Source organism: Aeromicrobium sp. P5_D10, from assembly GCF_054049535.1.
On sequence record NZ_JBFUME010000005.1, the window covers coordinates 18540 to 43587 of the forward strand.

The 25048-nt window shown below is 65.6% G+C and carries 23 protein-coding genes; 8 read left to right on the plus strand and 15 right to left on the minus strand.

Going from position 1 to position 25048, the window contains the following annotated elements:
• The first annotated feature begins 24 nt into the window (after window positions 1-24).
• From ACXJKC_RS10580 to ACXJKC_RS10595, 4 genes are read left to right on the plus strand one after another with little or no spacing between them, the layout of a single operon-like run.
• A complete protein-coding gene (locus tag ACXJKC_RS10580) occupies window positions 25-1158 on the plus strand; it encodes a VOC family protein (RefSeq protein WP_456696672.1) in 1134 nt (377 codons plus the stop codon).
• Window positions 1155-2093 (plus strand): fumarylacetoacetate hydrolase family protein, encoded by a 939-nt coding sequence (locus ACXJKC_RS10585; RefSeq protein ID WP_456696673.1) that lies wholly within the window; start codon window positions 1155-1157, stop codon window positions 2091-2093. Before ACXJKC_RS10580 ends, ACXJKC_RS10585 begins: the two co-directional genes overlap by 4 nt.
• Entirely contained in the window at window positions 2090-3616 is a 1527-nt protein-coding gene (mhpA, locus tag ACXJKC_RS10590; protein ID WP_456696674.1) for a bifunctional 3-(3-hydroxy-phenyl)propionate/3-hydroxycinnamic acid hydroxylase MhpA, read from the plus strand. The genes ACXJKC_RS10585 and mhpA overlap by 4 nt, the downstream gene beginning before the upstream one ends.
• A gap of 9 nt (window positions 3617-3625) precedes the next feature.
• Window positions 3626-4267 carry a TetR/AcrR family transcriptional regulator gene (locus ACXJKC_RS10595; protein ID WP_456696675.1) on the plus strand — a complete coding sequence of 214 codons (642 nt, stop codon included), beginning with the start codon at window positions 3626-3628 and terminating at the stop codon, window positions 4265-4267.
• A gap of 31 nt (window positions 4268-4298) precedes the next feature.
• On the opposite strand, the gene ACXJKC_RS10600 is transcribed toward ACXJKC_RS10595, so the two are convergent.
• The 7 genes from ACXJKC_RS10600 to ACXJKC_RS10630 form a co-directional block, all read right to left on the minus strand.
• Window positions 4299-4547, minus strand: a complete 249-nt coding sequence (locus ACXJKC_RS10600) for a hypothetical protein (RefSeq protein WP_456696676.1) — start codon at window positions 4545-4547, stop codon at window positions 4299-4301.
• 22 nt (window positions 4548-4569) lie between these two features.
• Entirely contained in the window at window positions 4570-5985 is a 1416-nt protein-coding gene (locus ACXJKC_RS10605; protein ID WP_456696677.1) for an MFS transporter, read from the minus strand.
• Between the two features lie 64 nt (window positions 5986-6049).
• On the minus strand, window positions 6050-7330 hold the full coding sequence (locus ACXJKC_RS10610) for a Glu/Leu/Phe/Val family dehydrogenase (RefSeq protein ID WP_456696678.1): 1281 nt from the start codon (window positions 7328-7330) through the stop codon (window positions 6050-6052).
• Window positions 7331-7386: 56 nt separating this feature from the next.
• The gene (locus ACXJKC_RS10615; protein WP_456696679.1) at window positions 7387-8163 is read right to left on the minus strand and encodes an SDR family NAD(P)-dependent oxidoreductase; all 777 of its coding nucleotides are present in this window, start codon (window positions 8161-8163) and stop codon (window positions 7387-7389) included.
• A 98-nt stretch (window positions 8164-8261) separates the two neighbouring features.
• Window positions 8262-9494, minus strand: coding sequence for an imidazolonepropionase (hutI, locus tag ACXJKC_RS10620; RefSeq protein WP_456696680.1), 1233 nt, complete (start codon window positions 9492-9494; stop codon window positions 8262-8264).
• Window positions 9491-10792, minus strand: a complete 1302-nt coding sequence (locus ACXJKC_RS10625; RefSeq protein WP_456696681.1) for an NAD(P)/FAD-dependent oxidoreductase — start codon at window positions 10790-10792, stop codon at window positions 9491-9493. The genes hutI and ACXJKC_RS10625 overlap by 4 nt, the downstream gene beginning before the upstream one ends.
• Window positions 10793-10839: 47 nt before the next feature.
• Window positions 10840-11241 carry a nuclear transport factor 2 family protein gene (locus ACXJKC_RS10630; RefSeq protein WP_456696682.1) on the minus strand — a complete coding sequence of 134 codons (402 nt, stop codon included), beginning with the start codon at window positions 11239-11241 and terminating at the stop codon, window positions 10840-10842.
• A 196-nt stretch (window positions 11242-11437) separates the two neighbouring features.
• Here ACXJKC_RS10630 and ACXJKC_RS10635 point away from each other — a divergent pair, with 196 nt between their 5' ends.
• Genes ACXJKC_RS10635 through ACXJKC_RS10645 form a run of 3 tightly spaced genes read left to right on the plus strand, consistent with a single transcriptional unit; the run spans window position 11438 to window position 14894 of the window.
• Window positions 11438-13420 carry a flavin-containing monooxygenase gene (locus ACXJKC_RS10635; RefSeq protein WP_456696683.1) on the plus strand — a complete coding sequence of 661 codons (1983 nt, stop codon included), beginning with the start codon at window positions 11438-11440 and terminating at the stop codon, window positions 13418-13420.
• A gap of 20 nt (window positions 13421-13440) precedes the next feature.
• Window positions 13441-14322 (plus strand): alpha/beta fold hydrolase, encoded by an 882-nt coding sequence (locus ACXJKC_RS10640; protein WP_456696684.1) that lies wholly within the window; start codon window positions 13441-13443, stop codon window positions 14320-14322.
• The gene (locus ACXJKC_RS10645; protein WP_456696685.1) at window positions 14319-14894 is read left to right on the plus strand and encodes a HutD family protein; all 576 of its coding nucleotides are present in this window, start codon (window positions 14319-14321) and stop codon (window positions 14892-14894) included. Before ACXJKC_RS10640 ends, ACXJKC_RS10645 begins: the two co-directional genes overlap by 4 nt.
• A 2-nt stretch (window positions 14895-14896) precedes the next feature.
• Here ACXJKC_RS10645 and ACXJKC_RS10650 read toward each other — a convergent pair whose 3' ends face one another.
• The 7 genes from ACXJKC_RS10650 to hutH all read right to left on the minus strand — a co-directional run bounded on the left by ACXJKC_RS10650 (window position 14897) and on the right by hutH (window position 22870).
• Window positions 14897-16180, minus strand: a complete 1284-nt coding sequence (locus ACXJKC_RS10650) for a formimidoylglutamate deiminase (protein ID WP_456696686.1) — start codon at window positions 16178-16180, stop codon at window positions 14897-14899.
• A complete protein-coding gene (locus tag ACXJKC_RS10655; RefSeq protein ID WP_456696687.1) occupies window positions 16177-17388 on the minus strand; it encodes an allantoate amidohydrolase in 1212 nt (403 codons plus the stop codon). The genes ACXJKC_RS10650 and ACXJKC_RS10655 overlap by 4 nt, the downstream gene beginning before the upstream one ends.
• 143 nt (window positions 17389-17531) lie before the next feature.
• Complete coding sequence (locus tag ACXJKC_RS10660; protein WP_456696688.1) at window positions 17532-18305, minus strand: alpha/beta fold hydrolase; 774 nt, start codon at window positions 18303-18305, stop codon at window positions 17532-17534.
• Window positions 18306-18315: 10 nt separating this feature from the next.
• A complete protein-coding gene (locus ACXJKC_RS10665) occupies window positions 18316-19083 on the minus strand; it encodes an amino acid ABC transporter ATP-binding protein (RefSeq protein WP_456696689.1) in 768 nt (255 codons plus the stop codon).
• On the minus strand, window positions 19080-20036 hold the full coding sequence (locus tag ACXJKC_RS10670; protein ID WP_456696690.1) for an amino acid ABC transporter permease: 957 nt from the start codon (window positions 20034-20036) through the stop codon (window positions 19080-19082). Before ACXJKC_RS10670 ends, ACXJKC_RS10665 begins: the two co-directional genes overlap by 4 nt.
• Before the next feature lie 125 nt (window positions 20037-20161).
• Window positions 20162-21100 carry an ABC transporter substrate-binding protein gene (locus tag ACXJKC_RS10675; RefSeq protein WP_456696691.1) on the minus strand — a complete coding sequence of 313 codons (939 nt, stop codon included), beginning with the start codon at window positions 21098-21100 and terminating at the stop codon, window positions 20162-20164.
• Between the two features lie 240 nt (window positions 21101-21340).
• Window positions 21341-22870, minus strand: a complete 1530-nt coding sequence (hutH, locus tag ACXJKC_RS10680) for a histidine ammonia-lyase (RefSeq protein WP_456696692.1) — start codon at window positions 22868-22870, stop codon at window positions 21341-21343.
• 153 nt (window positions 22871-23023) lie between these two features.
• On the opposite strand from hutH, the gene ACXJKC_RS10685 reads away from it, so the two are divergent.
• The gene (locus ACXJKC_RS10685) at window positions 23024-24049 is read left to right on the plus strand and encodes an NADP-dependent oxidoreductase (protein WP_456696693.1); all 1026 of its coding nucleotides are present in this window, start codon (window positions 23024-23026) and stop codon (window positions 24047-24049) included.
• Here ACXJKC_RS10685 and ACXJKC_RS10690 read toward each other — a convergent pair.
• The gene (locus ACXJKC_RS10690; RefSeq protein WP_456696694.1) at window positions 24046-24906 is read right to left on the minus strand and encodes a MurR/RpiR family transcriptional regulator; all 861 of its coding nucleotides are present in this window, start codon (window positions 24904-24906) and stop codon (window positions 24046-24048) included. The genes ACXJKC_RS10685 and ACXJKC_RS10690 overlap by 4 nt on opposite strands.
• Window positions 24907-25048: the final 142 nt, after the last annotated feature.

Sequence of the window (25048 nt, forward strand, 5' to 3'; positions counted from 1 at the left end):
CAGTTATAGAAGAGGACTTCAGTCATGCCGAGCCACGACCACCGACACCGCGGGCTGCACAGCGAACAGGGACCGCTGTCCGGCGAGCACTCCGGGCGCGCCGTCGACCCAGTGATCAAGGTGCGCGACATCGCCTGGCTCGAGTTCGAGAAACCGGATTTGGCCGCCGCCGAGGTCTTCGCACGCGCCTTCGGCTTCACGACCGTCCACCGCGCGGCCGGCGAGCTGACCCTGCGCGGGACGCTGCCGGGCGCCCCGTGCGTCATGATCCGCAAAGGCTCGACCTCACGCTTTCTCGGGACCGCGTTCCACGCGGCCGACCCGCGCGACCTGCTCCGACTGGCCAACGCCACCGGCACCAAGGTGCGCACCCTCCCCGAACACATCGGCGGCCTCAGCGTCGACGTCCGCGAGCCCGCAGGATCCCTCGTGCGAGTGGTCGCCGATGTGATCGAGCACGCCGAGCTGCCCGGCCAACGGGTCCACACCTACAACTTCGGGAGGTCGACAGACCGCACGAACGACCCCCATCGTCCTGCGCGCGAACCCGCCCGAGTCGAACGACTGGGCCACGTCGTCCTACAGACCACGCACTACCGCGCGTCCTTGGACTGGTACCTGCAGCACCTGGGCCTGATCGTCAGCGACTTCTTGTTCTATCCCGGACAACGTCGACGCGGGCCGACTATGAGCTTCATACGCTGCGATCGCGGCGCGACCCCCACCGACCATCACACGCTGGCGTTGACCCTGGGTCCCAGCAACAGATATGTCCACTCGGCGTACCAGGTAGCCGATGTCGACTCACTCGCTGCGGGCGGCGAGCACCTGAAGGATCTCGGGTACCGCCACTCATGGGGAATCGGGCGCCACATCCAAGGAAGCCAGATCTTCGACTACTGGCGCGATCCTGACGGCTTCCTGGTCGAGCACTTCAGCGACGGCGACCTGTTCGACTCCTCCCTCGAACCCGGTTGGGCACCCATGACCGCATCGGGCCTTGCCCAGTGGGGCCCTCCGGCCAGCGCGGACTTCCTCGGCGTCGCACCACGTCGCGATTCCCTTCGCGAGGCCGTGTCGATCGCCACGGCCCTGCGCAACGACAACGAGTTCGACCTGTCCAGACTCCTCGGCCTACTGAAAGTTGCCCGCTCATGAGCCTTCCTGTCCTTCGCACCGCCGACAGCTGGTGGCTACTCCGCGACGACGGCGCTGCCCGCATCGCGACCGCTGCGACCACGACCGCCGGACTGCTTGCCGACCGCACCGCCGTCGAGGAGGCACGGAACGCTGCCGAAGTCGTCGCGACCGAGAGCCTCACGCTGGTATCTCCTGTCACAGCTCCCTGCCGCGTTGTGGCGCAGATGACCAACTTCGCCTCGCATGCCGCCGACGCCAACATGGATCCGCGATCGGTCCCCCTGACGTTCTTCCGGAAGGCGTCCGGCTCCATCAGCGGACCCCACGACGACATCGTGCGTCCGGCCCATGTCACCCTGCTCGACTACGAGGTCGAGATCGGCATCGTCCTCGGTCGCGACCTGCCGGTCGGCACCCCCGTCACCGCACAGGACCTGCCCGACCTCATCGCTGCGCTGGTCATCACCAACGACGTGTCAGCGCGGGACGTCCAGCTGCCCAAGACCCAGTTCTACGAGTCCAAGTCGTACCCCACCTTCACACCCACAGGCCCGCTGCTGCTGATCCTCGAGCCAGGCGACCTCGACCGATTCGACAACCTCCGCCTGCGACTGTGGGTCAACGGCGAGCTGCGCCAGGACCAGACGGCCGACGACATCATCTACGGCCCGCTCGAGGCGCTGCAGACACTGAGCCGCTTCCAGCACCTGGCACCTGGCGACCTCCTGCTGACCGGCACGCCGGTCGGCACCGCCCTGAGCGCGCCGCCGAAACCCATCGAGATGATCGGCAACCTGCTCCCCGCTGCCACGAAATGGCGCATCTTCTTCAAAAAACAGGCCAAGAACCCCCGTTACCTGCGCGACGGCGATCTCGTCGAGACCTCCATCGCTACTGACGACGGCCTCCTCGACCTGGGACGGCAACGGACGCCGGTCCGATGGGCCACATGACGACACCCAACCGCGTGCCCGTCGTGATCGTCGGCGCCGGGCCGACCGGGCTGACCGCCGCAATCGAGCTCGGGGTCCGCGGTGTCGAGTGCCTCGTCATCGACCGCTGGGAAGACGTCTACCCGCAGCCGCGAGCCGTCCACCTCGACGACGAGGTGTACCGCATCATCGGGCGCCTGGGTCTCGGATCGAGGTTCGCGACGATAACCCGGCCCGCCGCTGGACTCCGACTCGTCGACCGCCGTCTCAGGGTTCTCGGCGAGTTCAATCGGGAGGGTCGCTCGCAGACCAGCGGCCATCCGCGCGCCAACATGTTCGACCAACCGGACCTCGAACGACTTCTCCGCGCCGGCGCGCACGAACAGCCATCCGTCACATTCCGTGGCGGGGTCGAGGTCACAGGCATCGAGCAGACGTCGCCCAGCACCGTCGCGGTGAGATGTCGCGAGGTGGACTCAGGTACCGAGGACATCGTCGAGGCCGAACTCCTTCTCGGCTGCGACGGAGCCAACAGCGTCGTGCGTGACTCGATCGGCGCTTCGCTGCAAAGCCTCGCGTTCGAACAGCGCTGGCTCGTGGTCGACATCGCCACCGCGATCAACCTCAACCAGTGGGACGGCGTCCACCAGGTGTGCGACTCCTCCCGTGCGGCGACCTATATGCGCATCGGAGCGACCCGCTATCGCTGGGAGTTCCAGCTCCTCCCGCAAGAAGACGCCAGCGACCTCGCCACGATCGATCAGCTACGGCCGCTGCTCGCCCCATGGTTGGCCGGCATCGACCCTCACGGATTGGATCTGCTGCGCACCGCTGAGTACACCTTTCGTGCGGCGATTGCCGACCGCTGGCGCTCCGATCGGATCTTCCTGCTCGGCGACGCCGCCCACCTGACCCCGCCTTTCATCGGTCAAGGCATGGGCGCTGGACTCCGTGATGCGGCGAACCTCGGGTGGAAGGCAGCCGGATTCCTGTCGGGCCGCTTGGCTGCCGACGTCCTCGACACCTACGAAGCAGAACGACGGCCGCACGCGCAGGACCTGATCACGCTGGCGCGCCGACTGGGCGGTGTGATGACCGGCGGCGGTCGAGCAGGAGACACGCTGAGACGCCGGCTCGTGCCGGTCCTGCCCCGGGTACCCGGGATACGCCGCCAGATCTCCGACAGCAGCACGCCCCCGCTGTCGGGGTCGACCTTGATTTCCGCGAGGCGCGGCGATCGTCTCGCCGGGCACCTGTGCCCCCACGCGGAGATCGACGGGCGATCGATCGACACGCTGCTCGGCGCGGGCTGGGGGCTGATAACTCTGGATGCCCCGGCGCCCACCGACGCCGACACCCTCGCAGCCCGCGACTGCAGCATCGTCCACGCCTCACCGGAGCACCAGCTGGGCAGGTGGCTCCTGGAGGGACGTGCTCGGGCAGCCGTGGTCCGTCCCGACCGCACCGTCATGGCTTCGGGCACGGACCTCAGCACCCTCTGCGCCATGATCGCCACGACGATCGCCCCCTCCTCGCATCGATAGGGTGACCCCATGAGTCCTGCTCCAGTCGGCGCCACCCGGTTCGACCGACGCAAGGCGCACACTCGCGCTGCTCTGATCACCGCGGCCCAGTCCTTCCTTGCCGAGGGCAGGCCTGGCGTCCCCATCCAAGACGTCACCGAACGAGCCGATGTCGGCATAGGAACGTTCTACAACCATTTCTCTTCCAAGGACGAACTGTTCGATGCCGCGATCGAGGATGCGATCGAGCGCTACGGTGCGCTGCTCGACCTCATCGGCAGCGAGGTGGCGAGCCCCGCGGCGGTCTTCGCCCGCAGCTTCCGGCTGACCGGCCGCATCCATCGGATCGAACCTCAGATCAGCCGGGTGCTGCTCGCCCAGGGCCACGAGTTGTCACAGTCGCCTCGCGGCATCGGTCCTCGCGCCCGGCGAGACATCGCGGCCGCCACTGTGTCCGGCCAGTTCACGGCCGACGACGTCGACCGGGCCATGATCATCGTCACCGGAGCCATGATCGAGCTCGGTCACGTCCTGCACGACCAGCCCGAACGCGATGCGGCCGAACTGGTCGACGCCGTCACGTCCGACGTGCTCGTGGCCTTGGGGATGTCACGCGACGAGGCCGACACGATCTGCACAGACCCGCTGCCGGAGTTGCCCGACCTCCGCTGAATTCTGCTCGGCACCCCCTCGCCCCGGAGATTCACCCGCCGGGCGACGAGGACGGCTTCCGTCCCAGGTCTTCGTGTCCCACCACGGCGCACGTGGCGCAGAGCCGGTCGAGGTCGGCGAAGGTCAACGTCCAGAACATGACCCATTGCCCGCTCGGCAGACCGCATGCCGTCAGGGCCGCACCGACCTGACGGACATGCGCCTCACCGAATGGCCTGCTTCGTCCCCGACGACGTGGGTGGTCCACCGCGTGACGAGCAGTGACGTACCAGGTCCGCATCTACCCGCCCCCAACTCGCCGCTCACCGGCCACCCGTCGACGATCGCGCAGCGGTCCGACCGTCGATATCGGCGCCTGTCGCGACTGGTGTAGGACGCCGGGGCCGAGTGATACCGCCGATGAGGAACCACGTGCCCAAGGCAGCGACGAGAGCCAGCGAATAGCTGATCAGCACCCCTCGAAGGACTGCAGTGCTGTCCGCGCTCGTCCAGCGTTCCGCCACGACAACGGCGAACGCGACAGCGACTACCGCCATCGACTGACCCAAGGACCGCGACATCATGCCGAGCGATGACGCCGTTCCGACCCGGCGAGCTCCAGCAAGCTGCTGGGTCGATATGACGACAGCATTCGCCAACGGGCCGAGCCCGGCCCCGACGACGAACGCTGCCGCCGCGTTCAACCAGAGGTTGCCGTCGAGCACCACCGAAAGGATCAGCAGCGCGTACCCGCCCGCGATGGTTGCTGCACCGAGACGGCCGGTCCGACGGATACCGGTTCGACGAAGCAGCGGCGCAGTCGCCAGGGCTGAGACCGTCCAGGCCGCACAAAGCGCCGCGTACACGACACCGGACTCGCCTGGACTCGCTCCCAGGACCAGCTGTGTGTACATCGGGGCGGCGACACTCGTCACCGTCAGCACGAACCCCAGCACCACGGCAGCCAAGAGCGCGGCTGAAAAGCCTGGCCGCTGAAACAGCGTACGAGGCAAGACGGGATGACGAGCCCGTTTCTCGACGGCCAGGAGCACCACGACCACGCCCGCGAACAGTGCAGCCGCGACGAGTCCGATCAGGTTCTGGGGCTCGGCGACCATGACGGCGACGCACGCGGAGGCAGCGAGGAGCAGCGTGCAGCCGTACACATCGAGCGCTTCTCGCTTGACGGGCTGATCGCGCGGGTACACGCGGGGGAACACCACGAGCACAGCAGCCGCCAACGGCAGTGTCACGAGGAATACGAGTCTCCACGAATGCAAAGGGATGAAGGAGACAACGACGGGGGCGATGAGGGCCGCTCCACCCCAGGAGGATGACAAAAGGGCGAAGGCGCGCCCACGCCCCGAGATGTCGGAGATCCGGGACGCGACCACCGCCTGGGTCAGGCTCTGCATCGAGCCGGCACCGATTCCTTGCACCGCCCGAGAAGCGATGAGGAGCCACACGCCCGGCAGGAACGCCGAACCCAGGGCACCCACTGCGAAAACCAGTGTTCCCGCGAGCAGGAGCGGTCGGGGGCCATAGCGATCGCTCAACACTCCCCACAGGGGCGTCGTCGCGAGCAGCCCGAGAAGGTAGACGGTCAGGGCTATGCCGTAGCCACCCCCGCTCTCGGCCGAAGCGGCAACCGGAAGGACCAACACCACGACGGCTATGTCGAGGGCGGGCATGGCGACGATCATCATGAGCGTCGCCACCAAGACACCGTGACCTCTCACTTCGACTCACCTCCCACTGAAGGTTTCGACCGAGGCGCCGCGCGCCAGGTTGTCCGCACGGACGTCATGGGTAGAGCCCCCTGAGCCGGTGAGCCTGGTAGACGCGTTCCACTGCCATACAAGTCGCGGCCAGCCGGAGCGACAGACCTCGTTCGTCGGCGTACGCCCGGACGCTGTCCCATCCCTGGTTCATCCGCTGCACGAGCCGCTGCTCAACTTCGTCCTCGGTCCACCAGTAAGCCTGATTCGCCTGCACCCACTCGAAGTACGAGACAACGACACCGCCCGCATTCGCCAAGATGTCTGGAACCACGAGGATTCCGGCCTTCGCCAAGATCGCGTCCGCGTCGGCGGTGACCGGGCCGTTGGCGCCCTCGACGACCAGACGGGCCCGCACATCCGCAGCATTGTCGGCGTTGATCACGCCTTCCAGCGCCGCCGGCACCAGCAGATCGACGTCGAGGGTGAGCAGATCGGCCGCAGCCAAAGGCTTGGCTCCGGCGAAGCCCACGACCGTCCCGGTCCGGTCGACATGCTCTTCCAATGCGGCGACGTCGAGACCGCCGGGTCGATGGACAGCACCGTTGACATCGCTGACAGCCACGACCCGCATCCCTTCGCGGGCCAGGAACACCGAGGCGGCACGGCCGACCTTCCCGAAACCCTGGACGGCTGCCGTCGCACCCCCGCGCGCTGACGGGTCGATGCCGAGATGGGCCATCGCCTTGAGTGCCACCGCCACGACGCCACGAGACGTCGATGTCGCCCGGCCGAGGGACCCGCCGACCGCGACGGGCTTCCCGGTCACGACGCCCAAGACGGTGTGGCCCGCGCCGACCGAGAACGTGTCCATCATCCATGCCATGGTCTGCTCGTCAGTGCCGACGTCCGGGGCCGGGATGTCCTGTTCGGGGCCGATGATCGGCGCGATCTCGGAGGTATACCGTCGCGTGATCCTTTCCAGCTCCCGCCGGCTGTACTTGCGAGGATCGACCGTGACTCCGCCCTTCGCGCCGCCGTAAGGCACGTCCAGGAGCGCGCACTTCCACGTCATCCACATGGCCAGCGCACGGATCTCGTCGAGGTCGACGCCGGCGTCGAACCGCACTCCACCCTTGGCCGGACCCCGTGAGTAGTTGTGCTGCACCCGGTAGCCGCGAAGGACTTCGATCTGCCCGTCATCGCGCCGCAGCGGGATCGCGACGCTGATCTCCCGCCGGGACTCCACCAACAACTGGAAGACATGGGCCTCCAGACCCAAGACCTCCACGGCTTCGGCGAGTTGATCGCGGGCGTCGTCGAGAGCACTGCGCCGCGTCGCGGTCGCGATGGGGCTGACGGACATGTGGGGACTACTTTCTGTGTCGGGCTCGCTGGACGCTGTGGAGGCACCACAGCGCGTCAGTACAACGCTTTTCCTCCATCGAGGCGGATGACCGTCCCGTTGAGGTACGACGAGCAGGTGGCCAAGAAGAGCAAGGCCTCGGCCACATCGTCGGCGTCACCGTTGCGGAATTCGTACCGCGTGCCGACCCGGTAGGTGTCCCCGTCGACGAGCGGCTCACCGCGGTAGCTGCGCAGCGCGTCATTGGTGCCGTCGTCCGATCGGAAGAACTGCGTAGGAGCCAAGGCATTGCACTGCACGACCGGCGACAGCGCGACGGCGAGCTGCTCCATCAGCCTGATCAGCGCAGTCTTCGACAGCGCATGCGGGATCAGGTTGGGCCAGGCCTCGTTGGTGGAATTGCCCACCAGGGCGATGATCCGGCCGTGCCCCTGCTTCTTCATGACTTCGGCGGCAGCTTGGCTGAGGAAGAACGGCCCGCGGATGTTGATGCCGAACGAAGCATCGAAGTCGGCTTCGGTCACGTCCTCGAATTCCTTGGACCGCAAAGAACTCGCATTGTGGACCAGGACCGACAGATCCCCCTTCCAGGCGGTCGCTTCGTCTACGAGCCGTCTCGCTGCAGCGGTGTCCGACACATCTGCTTCGACGGCGAGCGCCTGTCCCCCGTCCGCGCGAATGAGGTCGACGGTCTCGTCCGCCAGGGCACTCTGTTTCCAGTGGTTGACCACGACGTTCGCGCCCTCGGCGGCGAAGCGGCGGGCGAAGACCCGTCCGGCCCGCTCCGCTGAGCCGGTGATGAGAACGGTCTTGCCGGCAATCTGTGAATCCATGATGTCTCCTATCGGTGATGACGAACAAAATCTCGGTCTAGTCAGGGCAGGTCGGCACATCGACGCGGCCAGGCGGGCACACGTCGACGGCCGGCAATTCACATGCTTCGCACGCCTGCCCTCCAGACGGCATGTGTCAGCGGGACTCCCGGACGGTAGGCCAGGTGGCTCACGGACGGCGCATCCAGAATCTGGAGGTCGGCCCGCGCACCAGGTCGGATCACTCCCACCGCCAGCTGAGCCACGCCGGCCGGATCGAGCCAGCCGCCTTCGTCCATACCCAATGCGACTGCCCCGCCCCACGTGGCCGCGCGTACGGCCTCGCGAACTGTCAGGCCCATCTGCAGGACCGCCGTTGCCACGGAGAAGCTCATCGACGTCGTGAAGGACGTTCCCGGATTGCAGTTCGAGGCGATCGCGACCACGACGCCGGCGTCGATCAGGCGACGTGCCGGGGCCAATGGCATCCGGGTCGAGAGATCGCACGCCGGAAGGACCGTTGCGACAGTTCCCCGCGATCCTCCGCTCCACGAGTCCGCCAGAGCCGTTACATCCTCGTTGCTGAGGAAGCCCAGGTGATCGACGCTGCGCGCTCCGTACTCCACCGCGAGTTGAGCACCGGGCCCATGACCGAGCTGATTGCCGTGGAGTCGGGTTGCCAGCCCCCGTGCCCCGGCGGCCTCCAAGATCGCCCGCGTCGCACCGGCGTCAAAGGCCCCGACTTCACAGAAGACGTCGACCGCCGAGACGTAGGGGGCAACGGCGGCGAGCATCGGTCCGGTCACCAGCGCGAGGTACTCGTCCGGGTCCGACCCCGCAGGCACCACGTGTGCGCCGAGGAACGTCACGGCGTCCACATGCCGCCCGGCCACTTGTGCGGCGCGGACTTCGTCAGCGAGGGTCAGCCCGTAGCCGGTCTTGGTCTCCAGCGTCGTGGTTCCCGCACGCCGGGCTTCCGCCACGAGACGAATGAGATTCGCCTCGAGTGCCGCCTCACTCGCGGCGCGCGTCGCGTCGACCGTGGTCTGGATTCCCCCGGCGGCATAGGGCTCGCCGGCCATCCGTGCTTCGAACTCCGCGGTGCGATCCCCCGCGAAGACCATGTGGGTGTGCGAGTCGACCCACCCTGGGAGAACCGCCCGGCCTGCTGCATCGAACCGGCTATCGGTCGGCGGGGCCGAGGCAGCCGGGCCCACCCAGACGATTCGATCGCCTTCCATCACGAGCGCGGCGTCGACGAGCCGGCCGTCACCGGCCTCATCGTTCGTGGTGAGCTCGGCGATGCCATCGATGAGCAGCGACTGTCCGGATGGCACTTGATTGCTGTTCATCCGCGGGACTGCCCTTCGCGAGGGTCCCGCAACCGGGAGAACTGGGCGGTCGAGTAGGCGCGTCCGCTGGTCGGGGCGACAAATGGCGTCTGGGTGTGATCCCGGCCGTCCAGCTCGGTCTCGATGATGTGGCGAAGCAGCTCCCCCACGACGGGTGCGGTCTTGAACTGCGTTCCCGACGTGGCCATCGCGACGAAGAGCCCGTCGAAGCCGGTGCGGTCGTAGATCGGCAGCCAATCCTCCGCGGCGTCGTACAGTCCCACGATGCCGGTCTTCGCGCGCGGGATGCCCAGCGTCGGAATCCTGCGAGCGAGCCGTAAGGTCGTGCGCTCCCAGACCGGCCCGGTGACCGACCTGTGAAATGTGTCCGGATCATCGATCAGCGTCTGTTCTGCCGGAAGATCTCCGTTGCTTCCCCCGAGGAACGCATTGCCGTGCTCGGGCCGGAAGTTGATGTTGAGGTCGCCGTCGACGAGGTGGACACCTTGGAGCGCGAGGTCGAGCTCAGGTGGTGCCGCCACGTGGAGGAGCTCTTCACGGATGCGTCGGGTGCGGACGCGGAAGTCGACGTTGCCGCCGATCGCCCCGACCAGCGCATCGCTGTTCGGTCCGGCCACGACGAGAGTCGAGCCCGCCCGGATGCAGGTCGCATCTTCCAACGTCACACCGACCACTCGGTCGCCTTCGACGTCGATGCGCCTCACGCCGGTCGACAGCCGCAGTCGCGCACCGGCCCTTTGCGCGGCGTGCATCAGATTGACCGCTGCCAGAGTCGGGTCTCCGACGTAGCCCGACTGTTCGGTGTAGAGCGCACCCGGCAAGAAGCTTGTCGGCTCCGACCAGAACGCCTCGTCGTCAACTGGGCACGGCGGACCGAACTTGCGGAAATCGATGTACGGGAAGTGACCGCTCATCTCCTCCAAGGACCAGGTCTCGAAAGGCACCTCGGCACCGCGCATCGCGTCGGCGGCCCGGTCGGTGAATCCGTTGTCTGCGTCGAGGATCAGCGAACCGCACTGGACGAATCTGGCGAGCACCTCGTCTGACGAGGCGCCCAGAAACTCCGACCAGGTCTTCCACACCTCCACGGCGTCAGCAGCCAGGGCCGAGCTTTGAACGTCACTCGCATGGACTCGGATGATGCCGGCCGAAGATCCGGTCGATCCGTCGCCGACACCGCTGTTGCGGTCGACGACGAGAACATCGTGGCCCGCCTTCGCCAATGCGAGGGCTGCGCTCGCCCCGATGACCCCTGCACCGACGATCAACACGTCGGGGGACGTCTCAACCTCGCTCATCGTGCCTCCTCATAGTGCGGACCGAACAGACCCTGCTCATCGAGGAGTCACAGACCCCAACCATCGTGTGGCGTCAGCGCACCCTGCTGCTTGACGAACGACTCACGCAGATCCGAGACCTTGTCGCCTTCGAAGGTCAGCAAGAAGTTCCCGGCGAGGGTGTAGGGCTCTCCGTCAGAACGCAAGGTCACCCACCATTCGGCGCCGACCCGGTCACCGTCGATGACCGGCGCCCCATAGCGGAAATCGACATCGGAGACGCCGACGAGCGCGGCTTCCCAGAAGCCGGCAATCGCGTCGTGTCCGACGTAGGGCTTGTCCAGGAAGGGGCTGTTCCGGTAGCTGCCGTCAGGGGTCATGATGTCGACCGCGCCTTGCACGTCGCTATCGCGCCACACCCTGCCGAACTCTTCCAGCCAAGCCGTCACGACGTCGATCGAAACGCTCATGTGATCTCCTCCACTCTCGTCCTGCATCGGTGTATTCGGGCCGCCGACCAATGGGGTCTGTCGGCACTTTCGAACAACTATATGCGAATTGTTCAACTTCGCATAGTATTATACAAACAGTTGCGCCCAGCCAACCGACGACGTGTGTAGTGCGCGGTCGACACCCGGGCCGAGGAAGAGAGAGGAACCCATTTCGATGGCACCGTCCCCCGAAAGCTCCGAGGAAGAAACGCTCACCTTCGACGATCTGTACCAGGTCTCGCAGTCCGAGGCGATCGTCGAGGATGACGATTTCCTCCGGCAGATGGCGAACGGCTCGGAACTTCCGGTGCTCCTCGCAGCCTTGGCCGCCGCGCTCGGGGATCCGACGCTCCTGCGACCAGAACTGCAACCTCCTCTGACGCCGATCGACACCCAGCCCCATCCCCATGGCGGGATGTCCGAAGGACAGCAGCGCGAAGCCGTCGAGATCGCCACAGCCGCACTCGCATCACTCAGGGACCGGGAGATCACGACGGTCGAGGTCTTGCCGGACGAACTCGTGCAGGACGTCCTGCGTTACCTCAGCGGCGGGCGCGAGGACTGGACTCCCATGCTCAAGCACGAGCTCGATCTCGCCGAGGACAAAGGGGGACGCCCCTCCTGGAGTTTCGATGACATCGCCCAGGATCGCGCCTTCCCCACGCTCATCGTCGGTGCAGGCGTCGCAGGGATCGCCGCTGCACACCGATATGCACAGGCCGAGGTGCCCTTCACGCTGATCGATGCCAACACCACGGTCGGCGGCACATGGGCCAAGAACAGCTATCCGGGCGTCCGGCTCGACACACCGACGTTCGGCTACTCGTACTCCTTCGCGCAGCGCGGCGACTGGCCGAATCAGTTCGCGCGCGGCGGCGAGATCCTCGACTACCTCCAGGACGTCGCGAAACGCGCAGGAATCGTCGATCGGATCGAATTCTCGACCACCCTTGTGCGTCTGCGCTGGAACGAAGATGACTCGACCTGGGAGGCAACCACTCGCGGGCCCGACGGCACTGAACAGGTACGCCGGTTCTCTGCGGTGGTCAGCGCACTGGGCCAGCTCGACCGCCCCAACATCCCCGATTTCGATGGACGAGACCTGTTCCGGGGCATCACGATGCACTCCCAGGAATGGGACCACAACGTCGACCTGCAGGGCCTGCGGGTCGCTGTGATCGGCACGGGTGCCAGCGCGTATCAGATCGTCCCGGCGATCGTCGACGATGTGGCTGCCCTGACGGTCTTCCAGCGCAGCGCGCCCTGGATGCTGCCTGCGCCGAACTACCACCACTCCGTCACGGAAGCCTTCCGCTGGCTCGAGCGCAAAGTCCCCCACTACGCCCAGTGGTTCAGACTCTGGGTCATCCTGACCGGGATCCCGGGCCGCGCCCACACCGTCACAGCAGAACCGGACTGGTCCGGCGCCCCGCTGAGCGTCTCGGCCAAGAACCAGGAACTGCGGGACTATCTGTTGTCCCGCCTCGAGGCCCAGTTCGGCGGCTCGCCCGAGATCCTCGCGCACGTCATCCCGGCCTACCCTCCTGGAGCCAAGCGGATGCTCCGCGACAACGAGGTCTGGGCTGCCGCGCTGCTCGAAGACAAGTCGACCCTCGTCACAGCGGCCATCGAGCGATTCACCGAGACCGGCATCGTCGACAGCGCGGGTGTGGAGCACGAGGTCGACGCCGTCATCTACGCCACGGGGTTCAAACCGTCCGACTACCTCGACGAAGTCGAAGTGATCGGACGCCATGGTGTCGAACTCCACGACTTCTGGGACGGAGACGCCCGTGCCCACAACGGCATCATGGTCCCGGGCTTCCCCAACTTCTTCCTGATCTACGGCCCCAACGTCGGCGGCGTCGTCGCGGGCAGTCTGCACTTCATGCTCGAACGCGCGGTCGAATACTCGCTCAAGGCGATCCAGGAGGTGCTGACCCGCGGCGCCTCCGCGATCGACGTGCGCCCCGAGGCACTCGACCGGTTTGTCGCCTGGGTCGACGAAGGCAACCGGAACATGGCGTGGGGACAGCCCTACGTCAACACGTGGTACCAGAACCGTCACGGACGGGTGTCGCAGATATGGCCGTACACGAACGTGGAGTACTGGAACATCACCGAATCGATCGTCGCGTCCGATCACGAGTTCATCTGATGGAACAGACAGGGGCCTTGATGTCTCACCTCGCCGACCCTCGACGACGACAGATCGAGCTGAACGGGCTCGTGACCAGCTACCTGGACGCCGGAGATCCCTCCGCACAGCCCCTGATCCTCCTGCACGACGGAGCCTGGGGCGGATCGGCCGAAGCCAGTTGGGGACCGCTGATCCCGGCCCTGGCCGACCGCTATCGGATCCTCGCGCCGGACCTGTACGGCTACGGGGCCTCCAGCAAGATGGTCCAACTCGACGTCGCGCCGTACGAGTTCCGACTCCGCCAGGTCGCGGGCCTGTTGGATGCGCTGGGACTTGCTGACCGGCCCGCGCACGTGATCGGCAATTCCTTCGGGGGCGCCATGGCACTGCGCGCCACGACGTTGCCCTGGTTCAGCTGGCGGCTTGCTTCGGCAGTGTCGATCGCCGGCACTGGCGGCCCGTATCGGACCAAGGAGTCCCTGACAGCGCTCGCGCACTTCGACGGATCTCACGCCGACATGCTGCGTATCGTGCGTCTGCTCACCGGCGACTTCCCCTCGATCGAGGATCACGTCAGCCTCAGACTCCGCGACGCTTCCACAGCGGCGCACTTCCGGGCCGTCAGCGCGGCGGGCCTCGTCACGCCATTCTCCGGCGGAACGAAGATCGAGGACGACTATCCCCGGATCCTCGACGCGGTCGACATCCCCCTCGCGTTGGTGAGCGGGCGTCAGGACACGCTCGTCGAACCTGACTGGGCGGCCCGGATCGCCGAGAACTCACGCACGTGCCGGATCTACGAGATAGATGCCAGGCACTCGCCGAACATCAGCGATCCCGCTGATACGGCGGTACTGCTCCTGAAGATCCTGCGCGATCTGGAGAACGACGCCCGCACCGGATCGCTCGCCGGCGCATGACATCGGCCGACGGACCCGCCGCGAACACTCGCGGTGGGTCCGAGGCGCCCTGGCGCCCCTATGCCGATCTCCACCCGAGCCCCTGGGCTTCAGGCGACGGCTCGACACGAGAAGCGATTTCCTACCGGGAGAGTGCCGACCTCGCGGACGGCCTCCCGCCGTGGCGCCTGAGCATCGCAGATCTGGTCCGACCGGGAGCGTTCTCCCGCATATCCGGTGCCACACGCACCTTCGTCCCGATCGACACGTCTGTCGTCCTGCAGGTGGACGGCGTGTCACACCAGATCTCGGCCAACACTGCGTTCACGTTCTCCGGCGCCGCCGAGACGAACCTGACCCAGCTCCCCCACGCCGCCCAGGCCGTCAACCTCATGGTCGACGTCACGTCGCCCCACCACCGCGACCGGCCCACGCCTGAACTGCACGTGTGCCGATCTCCGGCGCTCGCGGCGCCGCGAGCCATCATCGCGCTCTGCCTCACCGCCAGCCATGGGACGGACCGGTTCGACCTGTGGCTACCTTCACCAGAGCTCGACCGGATCGGCGTCCGACAGTGGCTCGTCGTCCACTGATCTCACGTGGCGGGGCGCGTCACTCGACCGCCCACGATCGTGGCGCGCACGTCCCCGCCACGTGCCGTGAGGGGAAGCTGCCACTTGTCAGTTCCTCGGGTCCTGGGTGACTCGAGATCGACTTCGACGGCGTCCCACAGATCTCCGACCGCGAAGCCGAGGCCTTTTCCACCCTGCGACAGTCCGAGAGAGTCGTATCCGCCGATTGTGCCGGCTTTCCACAGCTGGGCGAGGTCGAACACTCCCCTGCGCTGCAGTCGGAGACGCTGGTCGAGTTCCAGGCGGCTGATCTCCTCGAACGGATCGATCACGACGTGCTGATCGGAGCCGATCGCCAGCCTGACGCCCGCTGCATGAAGCTCAGGAGCCGGGCCGATCCCGTCGCCGAGGTCGGCTTCTGTCGTCGGGCACATCACGACAGTTGCCCCGGCATCGCCGAGGATGCTGATATCGGCATCCGTGAGATGACTCGCGTGAACGGCGGAGAACTGCGGTGAGACAAGCCCTTGCTCGGCGAACAGTCCCACCGGAGTGAGTCCGTACTTGTCCAGACACGCCTGGTTCTCGGCCGGTTGCTCCGACACATGGGCGTGAAGCGGGACGTCACGCGGAAGACCTTCGGCCACCACAGCCAGATCGTGTCTCGCCACGGCACGTACCGAATGCACCGCGGCACCGAGAGTGACCAGGTCGCCCGCCGTCGAGGCAAGTGCATCCCGCAGCGCATGCCAGCGCTCGATCCAGCGCCGCGCATCGCCGTCCCCGAACCGTCGCTGCTCGACGTTCAGCGGCTGGTCGATGCCTCCTTGGAGATAGCACGTGTCCAGAAGAACCATCCGGATGCCGGCCGAGGCCGCGGCCGCCGCCAACGACAGCTCCATCGCGTGATCGGGGTACTGCGAACCGTCGGGTTGGTGGTGCACGTAGTGGAACTCGCCCACCGCGGTGTAACCCGTGTCCCGCATCTCGCTGAACACCCGCTCGGCGATTCCGAAGTACCCGTCGGGGGTGAGTTCGCCCGCCGTGTCGTACATCCGGCGCCGCCACTGCCAGAAATCACCGCCGTCGTCATGTGTACGTCCTCGCAGTTCACGATGAAATGCGTGGGAGTGGGCATTCGCGAAGCCCGGGATCACGGCGCCCAGCATCACGTCATCGGGCCAGGCAGCCTCGCCTGTGGCGATGCTCGTGATCCGGTCACCCACGGCCGCGATCCGGACATCTTCGACCCACGTCCCGTCCACGATGGCGAACGCACAGTGAAATCCCCTCTGGATGCCGGTCATCCGGCGGCCTGTCCGGCGAGATCGCGCAACACCGCGGCCAGACCTCTGGCGCCCTGTTCGCAGTCTTCGGCGCGTGCGGCTTCATGGGGGGCATGGGAGACGCCCGACGGATTCCGGACGAAGATCATCGCCGACGGCAGATACGCCGACAGCACTCCCGCATCATGACCGGCACCGGTCGGGATGGCCGGGACGTCACCGAGGACCTTGGCGATCCGTGCCGTCAGCTTCTCGTCGAAGGCGACCAACGGCGAGAACGACTCCTCCTGGACCTCGAGGAAACACCCTTCGGCCTCGACCCGTTTCTGGACGAGCGCCAATGTCTCGTCGAGCTGCGTGCGGACCTCGTCGTCTGAGTTGGCTCGGATGTCGAGCCAGGCGTCCACCCGGGACGCGATCACGTTCGTGCCGTTGGGGGTCACGGCGAGCCGTCCCACGGTTCCGCGAGCCGCCGACTGTTCCAGAGCGATCTCCCGGACGGCCAGAACTGCCGAGGACGCTGCGACCACCGGATCACACCGGCCTCCCATCGGCGTCGTCCCGGCGTGATTACCTTCGCCCTCGATCGACAGGCGCCACCTACCGTGGGCCATGATCGCCGATGCCGCGCCGAGTGCCAGACCACGAACTTCGAGGTCCACACCCTGTTCGACATGCAGTTCGACGAATGCGTCGATGGCGGCGAGACGGTCGGGGTCGGGGCCGAGCGCGGACACATCCATCCCGGCCTCCTTCCATGCCTCCTCCAAGGTCGTCCCGTCGATGTCCTGACGTGTCAGCGCATCGCTCGGGCTGATCTCGCCGACCATCAGCCGAGAGCCAAGACATGGGGCTCCGAAGCGGGAACCCTCCTCCTCGGCGAATGCGCACACGGCGATGGGCCGCGACGGCGTCCAGCCATCGTCCTGCAGGATCGCGATCGCTTCCAGAGCGCTCACAACACCCAGCGGACCGTCGAATGCGCCGCCTCCGGGAACTGAGTCGAGGTGACTCCCGGTGGCCACGGCTCCGGTTCGTCCCGGTCCCCACCAGGCCCACAGATTCGCGTTGCCGTCCAGCTCGACAGAGAGCCCCAACGCCTCAGCGGACCTCGTGAACCACTCCCGCAGGGCAATATCGGCCGGATCCAAGAGGTGACGCGAATATCCGCCCCGCAGCTCGTCGCGGCCGATCTCGCTGATCTCAGCCAGTCGCTCATGAACGGACATGAATGCCACCTCCCCCCTCGGAATCCGTCTCTGATCGTTCAATGACCTGTTGGCCGTCATGGCGGCATGTACTGCGCATATCTCCTGGAGTCGATTCTTTCGGAGGATCAGTGATCCTCGAGTGGTTCTCGGGGCGGCCTGGATCAGGGATCAAGCAGGAAGTCGATCAACTGCTCGGCGACCACCTCAGGCTGCTCCAACGGCGCCGCGTGGGCCGCGCCCAGGACGCACTGCACCGTTCCGCGGTTCACGCCTTGTGCAAGCTCGGCCGACTTCTGCTCTGGAACGAGCTGGTCGAATTCGCCCCACAGAGTCAGGACGGGCACAGTGACCGTCCCCAGATCAGGCCGGGCATCGTAGGCGGCCAAGGCCTCGCATGCCCACGCATAGCTGTGGTCGTCCGCCGCGCGGAGAGCGTCGATCATCTCTTCGACGCGCCCTGCCCGAGCATCTCGAGTGCCCGGCGCGAACCATCGCTGCAATGAACCTTCGGCGAGGCTCGCAGTCCCGTCGGAACGTACGGCTTCCGCCCGGGCAGTCCACACCTGTGGTGCGTCGACATTCGCACCCGACGAGATGATGGCGACGCCATCGATTCGCTCGCCGTGGCGCAGTGCGAGCTCCAGCCCCACCGAGCCACCGAGCGACACGCCGGCATAGGCGAACCGTCGGATCCCGAGCTCGTCCAGGCGTGCAGCAACCCCATCTGCAAGGTCCCTCATGACGAACGGCCCACCGGCTGCGGGAGCACCGCCATGGCCCGGCAGGTTCCAGGAAACGACCCGGAACCTGCGTTCGAGCAGCCGCCTGGCCTCGGACCACAATCGGCTCGACGTTCCGAGCGAATGGCCAAGCACCAGCCACGGACCGTCCTCGGCACCGCTTGGTTCGGTCACTTCTATCTGTAGATCTGCCATGGTCTCGTCGTCACTCCACGTGGTTGAGGAAGTTTTTGGTGCGTTCGGAGGAAGGCGAGTCGATGAGGGTCTTGCCGTCACCGATCTCGACGATGCGTCCCTGGTCCATGAAGGCGACCCGATCAGCGACGTCTCGCGCGAAGCGCATCTCATGAGTGACGACGATCATCGTCATGCCCCGCTCGGCGACGCCGCGCATGACTGACAGCACCTCGCCGACCAGCTCGGGGTCGAGGGCGCTGGTCGGTTCATCGAACAGCATCAGCTTCGGCTCCATGGCCAATGCACGGGCGATGGCGACGCGTTGTTGCTGTCCCCCGGACAGATGCCGAGGGTAGGAGTTCTTGACATGTCCGAGTCCCACGTCCGCCAGCGCGGCATCGGCTCGATCGGTCGCCTCGGACTTGGAGAATCCACGCACCTTGACCAGACCGATGGACACGTTCTCCAGGGCCGTCAGGTGGGAGAAGAGATTGAAATGCTGGAAGACCATGCCGATGCCTTGTCGGAATCGGGCGACCTCGGCTTCGCTGGCCTCGTGCAACTCGCCATTTTTGACCGTGGCTCCGGCAAATCCCTTGTCGACCTGGATGTACCCCCCGTCGATCTGCTCGAGGAAGTTGACGCATCGCAGCAGTGTGCTCTTGCCCGACCCCGAAGGGCCGATCAGACACAACACCTCGCCGTGCATCACTTCGAGGTCGATTCCTTTGAGCACCTCGACATCGCCGAAACGTTTCTGCACGTCTCGGATCGTCACCAGCGGCTTGTCGTTCACTTGGGCGCCTCCTCGACGCGAACTTGCACGGAGACCTTCTGCGGGCCCCTGGACAGGGAGTACTTCTTCTCCAAGAAGTGCTGACCGACGGTCGCGACCATCACGATGGCCAGATACCAAAAGCTCACGACGATGAGCAGCGGGATGACCTTGAAGTTCGAGCCGTATATCTGCTGCGCGCGCGTCAGCAAGTCACCGCCACCGATGACGGCGACGAGCGAACTCGCCTTCAGCAGGCTGATGAATTGGTTGCCGGTCGGCGGGATAATGACTCGGATGGCCTGAGGCACGACGATGCATCGCATGATGACACCGCGCTTCATGCCCAGAACCTGCGCCGCCTCGCGCTGACCTGGAGGAACCGACAAGAAGCCTGCCCGGATGATCTCGACCATGAAAGCGCCTTCGTGCAGCGACAAACCGATAATGGCCGCGGTGAATCCGGAGATCAGGACGTTGGTGTCCCAGCTGGCGCCGCCGACTCCGATACGCGGGATGAACAGCGCAGCGTTGAAGCACAGGAGCAGGAGCACCAGGAGCGGCAGCCCGCGGAACAAGCTGACGTAGACCTTGACCACGCCGCGGAAGACCGGATTGCGCGATTCGCCGAGCAGGGCCAGCACACAACCGATGAAGACCGCGATGACCTGGGCGATCAAGGACAGCTTGATCGTCATCCACAAGCCCTCGAGGATGGGGCGCGAGAAGAGGTAGCGCCACACCACATCCCACTCCAGGTGCTTGTTCGTCGCCAGACCGTAGACCACAGCCCCGACGACCACAGCTGCCACGAGGCCGCTGAGCCAGTGACTCGGATGCCGGCGCGGCCGAGGTTTTGCGAATGGATCGCTCACGAGAACATCGTCGTCCGGTTGCGTCACAGATCTTCCTTCCATGGCCTTTGCGGCCTTCGCGGACTCGGCCTGACCGAGTTCGGCAGTGTGTCTTGTCATGTCGCTCCACCTGTTCTTGGAGATCGGATCTCGGGCCCTCTCGGGTCCGGCCTCAGGACCTGGTGCGGCACGGCGGTGCGGGCCGCACCAGATCTGAAGCGTGATCGCGACCGCCCTGGACTACGTCAGGCGCCGCACGCGCCGCACGCTGTCGGCAACTCGAGAGGACGTTCCGTGGCCAGGTTGATGCCCGGCTTGTCGAGGGCGATGTCAGACAGATCCCACTCGTCCATGATCTTCGCGTACGTTCCGTCCGCGATGATCGCTTCGAGACCCCCGAGGAGCGCCTTGGCGGTGTCGTCAGCTTCCGGCCCGACAACGATGCCGACGTACGTGCGCGACAGCAGCGGGCTCGGGATGACTTCGAAGTCACCGTCACTGGATTTGGCCTGCCACACTCCTGTGGCCGTGTTAGTGAAGGCGAAGTCGATTCTTCCCGACTGCAGTGCCGTGTTCTGGTCGCCTGCGGTCGGGAAGTTGGTGACCTTCAGTTCCGGCTTGCCCTCCGAAACGCAGTTCTTCGAGAACAATTTCGCGTCCTCGACGAACTCGGTGCCGGTCTGGACGCCTGCTTTCAGTCCACACGCGGTGAGGGGGTTCTCGGTGAGACCACGCTTGTTGTCAGCGGTCGTCATGACGCTCTTGGTCGCATACGCGTAGTCGACGAACTGCACCGACTTCTGGCGCTCGACATTGTCGGTGATGCACTCCATCGCGGCGTCGAATCGGCCGCTCTGGACGCCGGGCAGCAATCCGTCGAAAGCGATGGACGGCTGCTCGATCTTGATGCCGAGACGAGGTGCGATCGCCATCAGGATGTCGTGATTGAAGCCGTCGACCTTGCCGGATTCGTTGATGAAGTCGCACGGCGGGTACTGCGGGTCAGTGGCGACGGTGAGGACACCTGCGTCCCGCACTTTCTGGGGGAGGAGCTTTGCCAACTCCGGATCGCGCTTGGAGCTTTCGTCCGAGCTGCCGGGCTCGGAAGAGCCACAACCGCTCACGAGAAAGGCAACTGCCGTCAGCATGGAGATGCCGGTGAGCACTGCACGGTTACTGCGCATCATTGACTCCTAAAAGGAACTAACCAGGACTAGGTATGAAACTATTCATTCAGCGATTTCAGAAACGTATCCTTGTTTATGCAAGAGCGCAAGAGTCAATTCGGACTGGAAACATGATGTTTACGGGCGCGTGACTCATCGGCTCACCCACGCGAACCAATCGACGCAGCCAGGCCTGCCCGCCCGCCACACGGACGGACGGACGAGCAGACCCCTGGACAGCCGGTTCACACAGTCACGTCACACGGTCGCGTCCAGCGTGCCGCCCACGATGTCCACGAACGCTCCCTCGAGCACCTGCGCGGCGATGTCTTCCATCTCGCCGGCCATGATCCGGTCATCTTGAAGGAATTCGGCTTTCGAACGCACCAGGTCATAGCTCGGACGGTTCGCCGGTGCGCTGACTCCCCCATTGCGCAGGTCGAGCCCCTGAGCCGCGCACAGCAGCTCGATGGCCACGACGTAGGCAGCATTGCGAACCATCGGGCCCAGACGCACCGAGGCGTGCGTGGCCATGCTGACGTGGTCCTCTTGTCCCGCCGACGTGGGAATGCTGTCGACACTGTTAGGTGTCGCCTTGGCCCGGTTCTCGGCGACCAGCGCAGCACTCGTCACCTGCGCCATGATGAAGCCGGAGTTCAGACCCGCATTGCCCACCAAGAAAGGCGCGAGGCCACTCATCGACGAATCCATCAACATGGCCTGCCGGCGCTCGGAGATCGAGCCGATCTCGCACAGGGCCATCGCGATGATGTCTGCGGCAAAGGCGATCGGCTGCCCGTGGAAGTTTCCACCCGACAGCACGACGCCGTCATCGGGGAACATCAACGGATTGTCCGAGACGGCGTTGACTTCCTGCTCGATCGTCCGGGCCGCGAACGACAGCAGGTCGAGCGCCGCGCCCATGACCTGCGGCTGGCAGCGCAGGCAGTACGGGTCCTGGAGCCGCCGGCCCTCGAACTCCACGTCGAGGACCGAGCTGTCGGCCACGAGCCGGCGCAGAAGCTCCGCGACCCGAATCTGACCTGCATGACCCCGAATCTGCTGGATTCGATCATCCAGGACCACCTGTCGGCCCGCGGTGGCCTCCAGCGTCAGAGCGCCTGCCGCGAGCCCGGCGTTGAAGACTGCCTCCGCGCCGAACAAGGCGCGAAGGGCGATCGCCGTCGAGACCTGCACGCCGTTCAACAGAGCGACGGCCTCCTTCGGTCCCAGCACAACGGGGTCGAGACCTGCTTTCGCCAGTCCCTCCACGGCGCCGTACGTCACGCCGCCGACCCGGACACGGCCCTCGCCCATGAGCGCACCCGCCAGGTGCGCCAGCGGTGCCAGATCGCCTGACGCTCCGACCGAGCCCTGCGACGGGACCACCGGAAGCACGTCGGCGTTGATCAGGTCGACCAGCATCTGGGCGATCTCGACCCGAACCCCCGAGTGCCCGCGGGCCAGGCCGATCAGCTTGACGAGCATGATGGCGCGCACCGTCGCGTCCGGCAACGGGTCTCCGACCCCGACCATGTGCGAGAGCACGGACCGACGCTGCAGCTCAGACAGGTCATCCGGTGAGATCCGTCGATCGGCCAGCTTCCCGAATCCGGTGTTGACGCCGTAGACGACGTCGCCTCGTTCGATCGAATCCACGATGACCTGATGGGCGCGACGAAGATTCTCGATCGCCGTAGGGGCAAGCTGCACCTTGATCGGGCCCTGATAGACGGCCCGCAGTTCGTCAAGACCGAGTCGCTCGCCGGTGATCGTAAGGGTGCTCAAGTTGATCAATCCTCCTGTGCCTGGGTTTCGGACGATCCGCATCCGCCATGTGACGGTCGATGGATTCGACCTTCTGTAGAAAAACATTCACGTTTAGCATTGACCGTATCGCGGACTATGCAAGAACGGCAACCGTTGGGTAGGTTGCATTTCGTGAACCAAACTCTCGCCGTTGTGCTCGCCTCTCGACCTCAGGGCGAGCCAGTCCACGACAACTTCCGCCTCGAAACTCGGAGCCTGCCGCCTTTGCGCGCGGGCCAGGTCCTGCTCAAAACCATCTACCTCTCACTCGATCCGTACATGCGCGGACGGATGAACGACTCACGGTCCTACGCCAAGCCCGTCGAGATCGGGGACGTCATGGAGGGTGGAACCGTGTGTGAGGTCGTCGACTCGGCCTCGGAGCACTACGCCTCCGGGGATATCGTCTTGGCCCGTGCCGGCTGGCAGACGCACGCGGTGCTGGATGCCGAGGACTTGCGGCGGATCGATCCAGTTGCGGCCCCCATTTCGACTGCCCTGGGCGTGCTCGGTATGCCGGGGTTCGCGGCGTACGCCGGCATGGCCGAAATCGGCCGAGTACAGCCGGGCGAGACGCTTGTGGTCGCCGCCGCGAGCGGCGCGGTCGGCTCAGTGGTAGGTCAGATCGCCAAGATCAAAGGGGCGCGCGCGGTCGGCATCGCGAGTGGTTCCGAGAAGGTCGCGTGGCTCGACGACCTGGGATTCGACGTCGCCCTCGATCGACGGTCGCCGCATTTCGACCAGGAATTGGCTGAGGCCGTGCCGGACGGGATCGACGTCTACTTCGAGAATGTCGGCGGTGCGGTGTGGGACGCGGTGTTCCCGCATCTCAACGATTTTGCCCGCGTGCCGGTCTGCGGCTTGATCTCGCAGTACAACCAGACATCCGCTCCCACCGGCGTGGACCGGCTCCCCGCCTTGATGAGCGCGATCAATATCAAGCGACTGGTGGTGCGCGGCTTCACTCAGCGCGATCTGATCGCATCGCACTACGCCGACTTCGAGCGCGATATGCCGATCTGGGTCTCCGAGGGACGGATGAAGTACCGCGAGACGTTCGTCGACGGCCTCGAGAATGCTCCCGAGGCATTCTTCGGGCTACTGCACGGCACCAACTTCGGCAAGCTCATCGTCAGGGTCGCAGCAGAGCGATCCTAGTCGTCGAAAACCATCAGTTCGGTCGCATCGCGCTCGAATCGCTCGAGCCCCTCTTGAGATGCGGCCGGATTGGAATCGGCCATGGCGTGCAGCAGCGCCGATGTCGCGATATTCATCGCGGCAGACGTGTCGAACAGCAATCCGCTTCCCAGCCGGACCGTGATGAGTTCGTCGGTCTCGTGGCCGACGGTCGCAAATGACTCGTCGCTGAGTACCGCCACCTTCAGACCGACCTCGCGGGCGTATCTGATCAATTCACACGCCTCCCGTGGATACCGCGGGAGAACGTAGGCCAGACACCACGTGCCGCCCTCTGCTGCGACGCGCGACAGACTCTCCCTCGCCTCGGTGTCTCCGCGATCGATGACCGAGATACCCGGATGCACCTTGCCACCGAGATAGGCGAAATGCTGAGCGTGCGACCGAGAGATTCGAAGGCCGATCACCGGCAGACGTTCCGAAGACATCAGCGCGGCGCCCACCCGGGTGATCTGGTCGCCGAGCGTCGGCGACTGTGCCAGCCACTGGAGATTGGCCACTTCGGCGACGATCGCCTCCACCAGCGGGCTGGCGCTCTCCTCCTCGGTCGACGGAAGAGCCGAACGCTCCGAACGCGACCATGTCTGCAGAGCTCGCTTGAAGTCCGAGAACCTGGCGTATCCGAGAGCCGCGGCGAATCTGGAGACGGACGGCTGACTGACGCCGACTTCCTGCGCGATGCTCTCGCTCGTCAGAAACGCCGCCGCATCACGATGATCGATGACGTAACGGGCGACCCTGCGTTGCGCCGGCGAGAGCCGCGCATTGGACAGCCGCTCGTACACGTCACCCGAATTCGCAACCGGTTCGGCGCTCATCTTCCAACCCTTCTTGCCCGGCGCCCGCAACAGCCCCCGACTATCGATGTCGATCTTGAGGTCGATGTTGAATAGTTTCGTACATGTTACATGGTGTCAGCATGTTCCAGGTCGAACTCGCGCGACAGACGGCAGCCAGGAC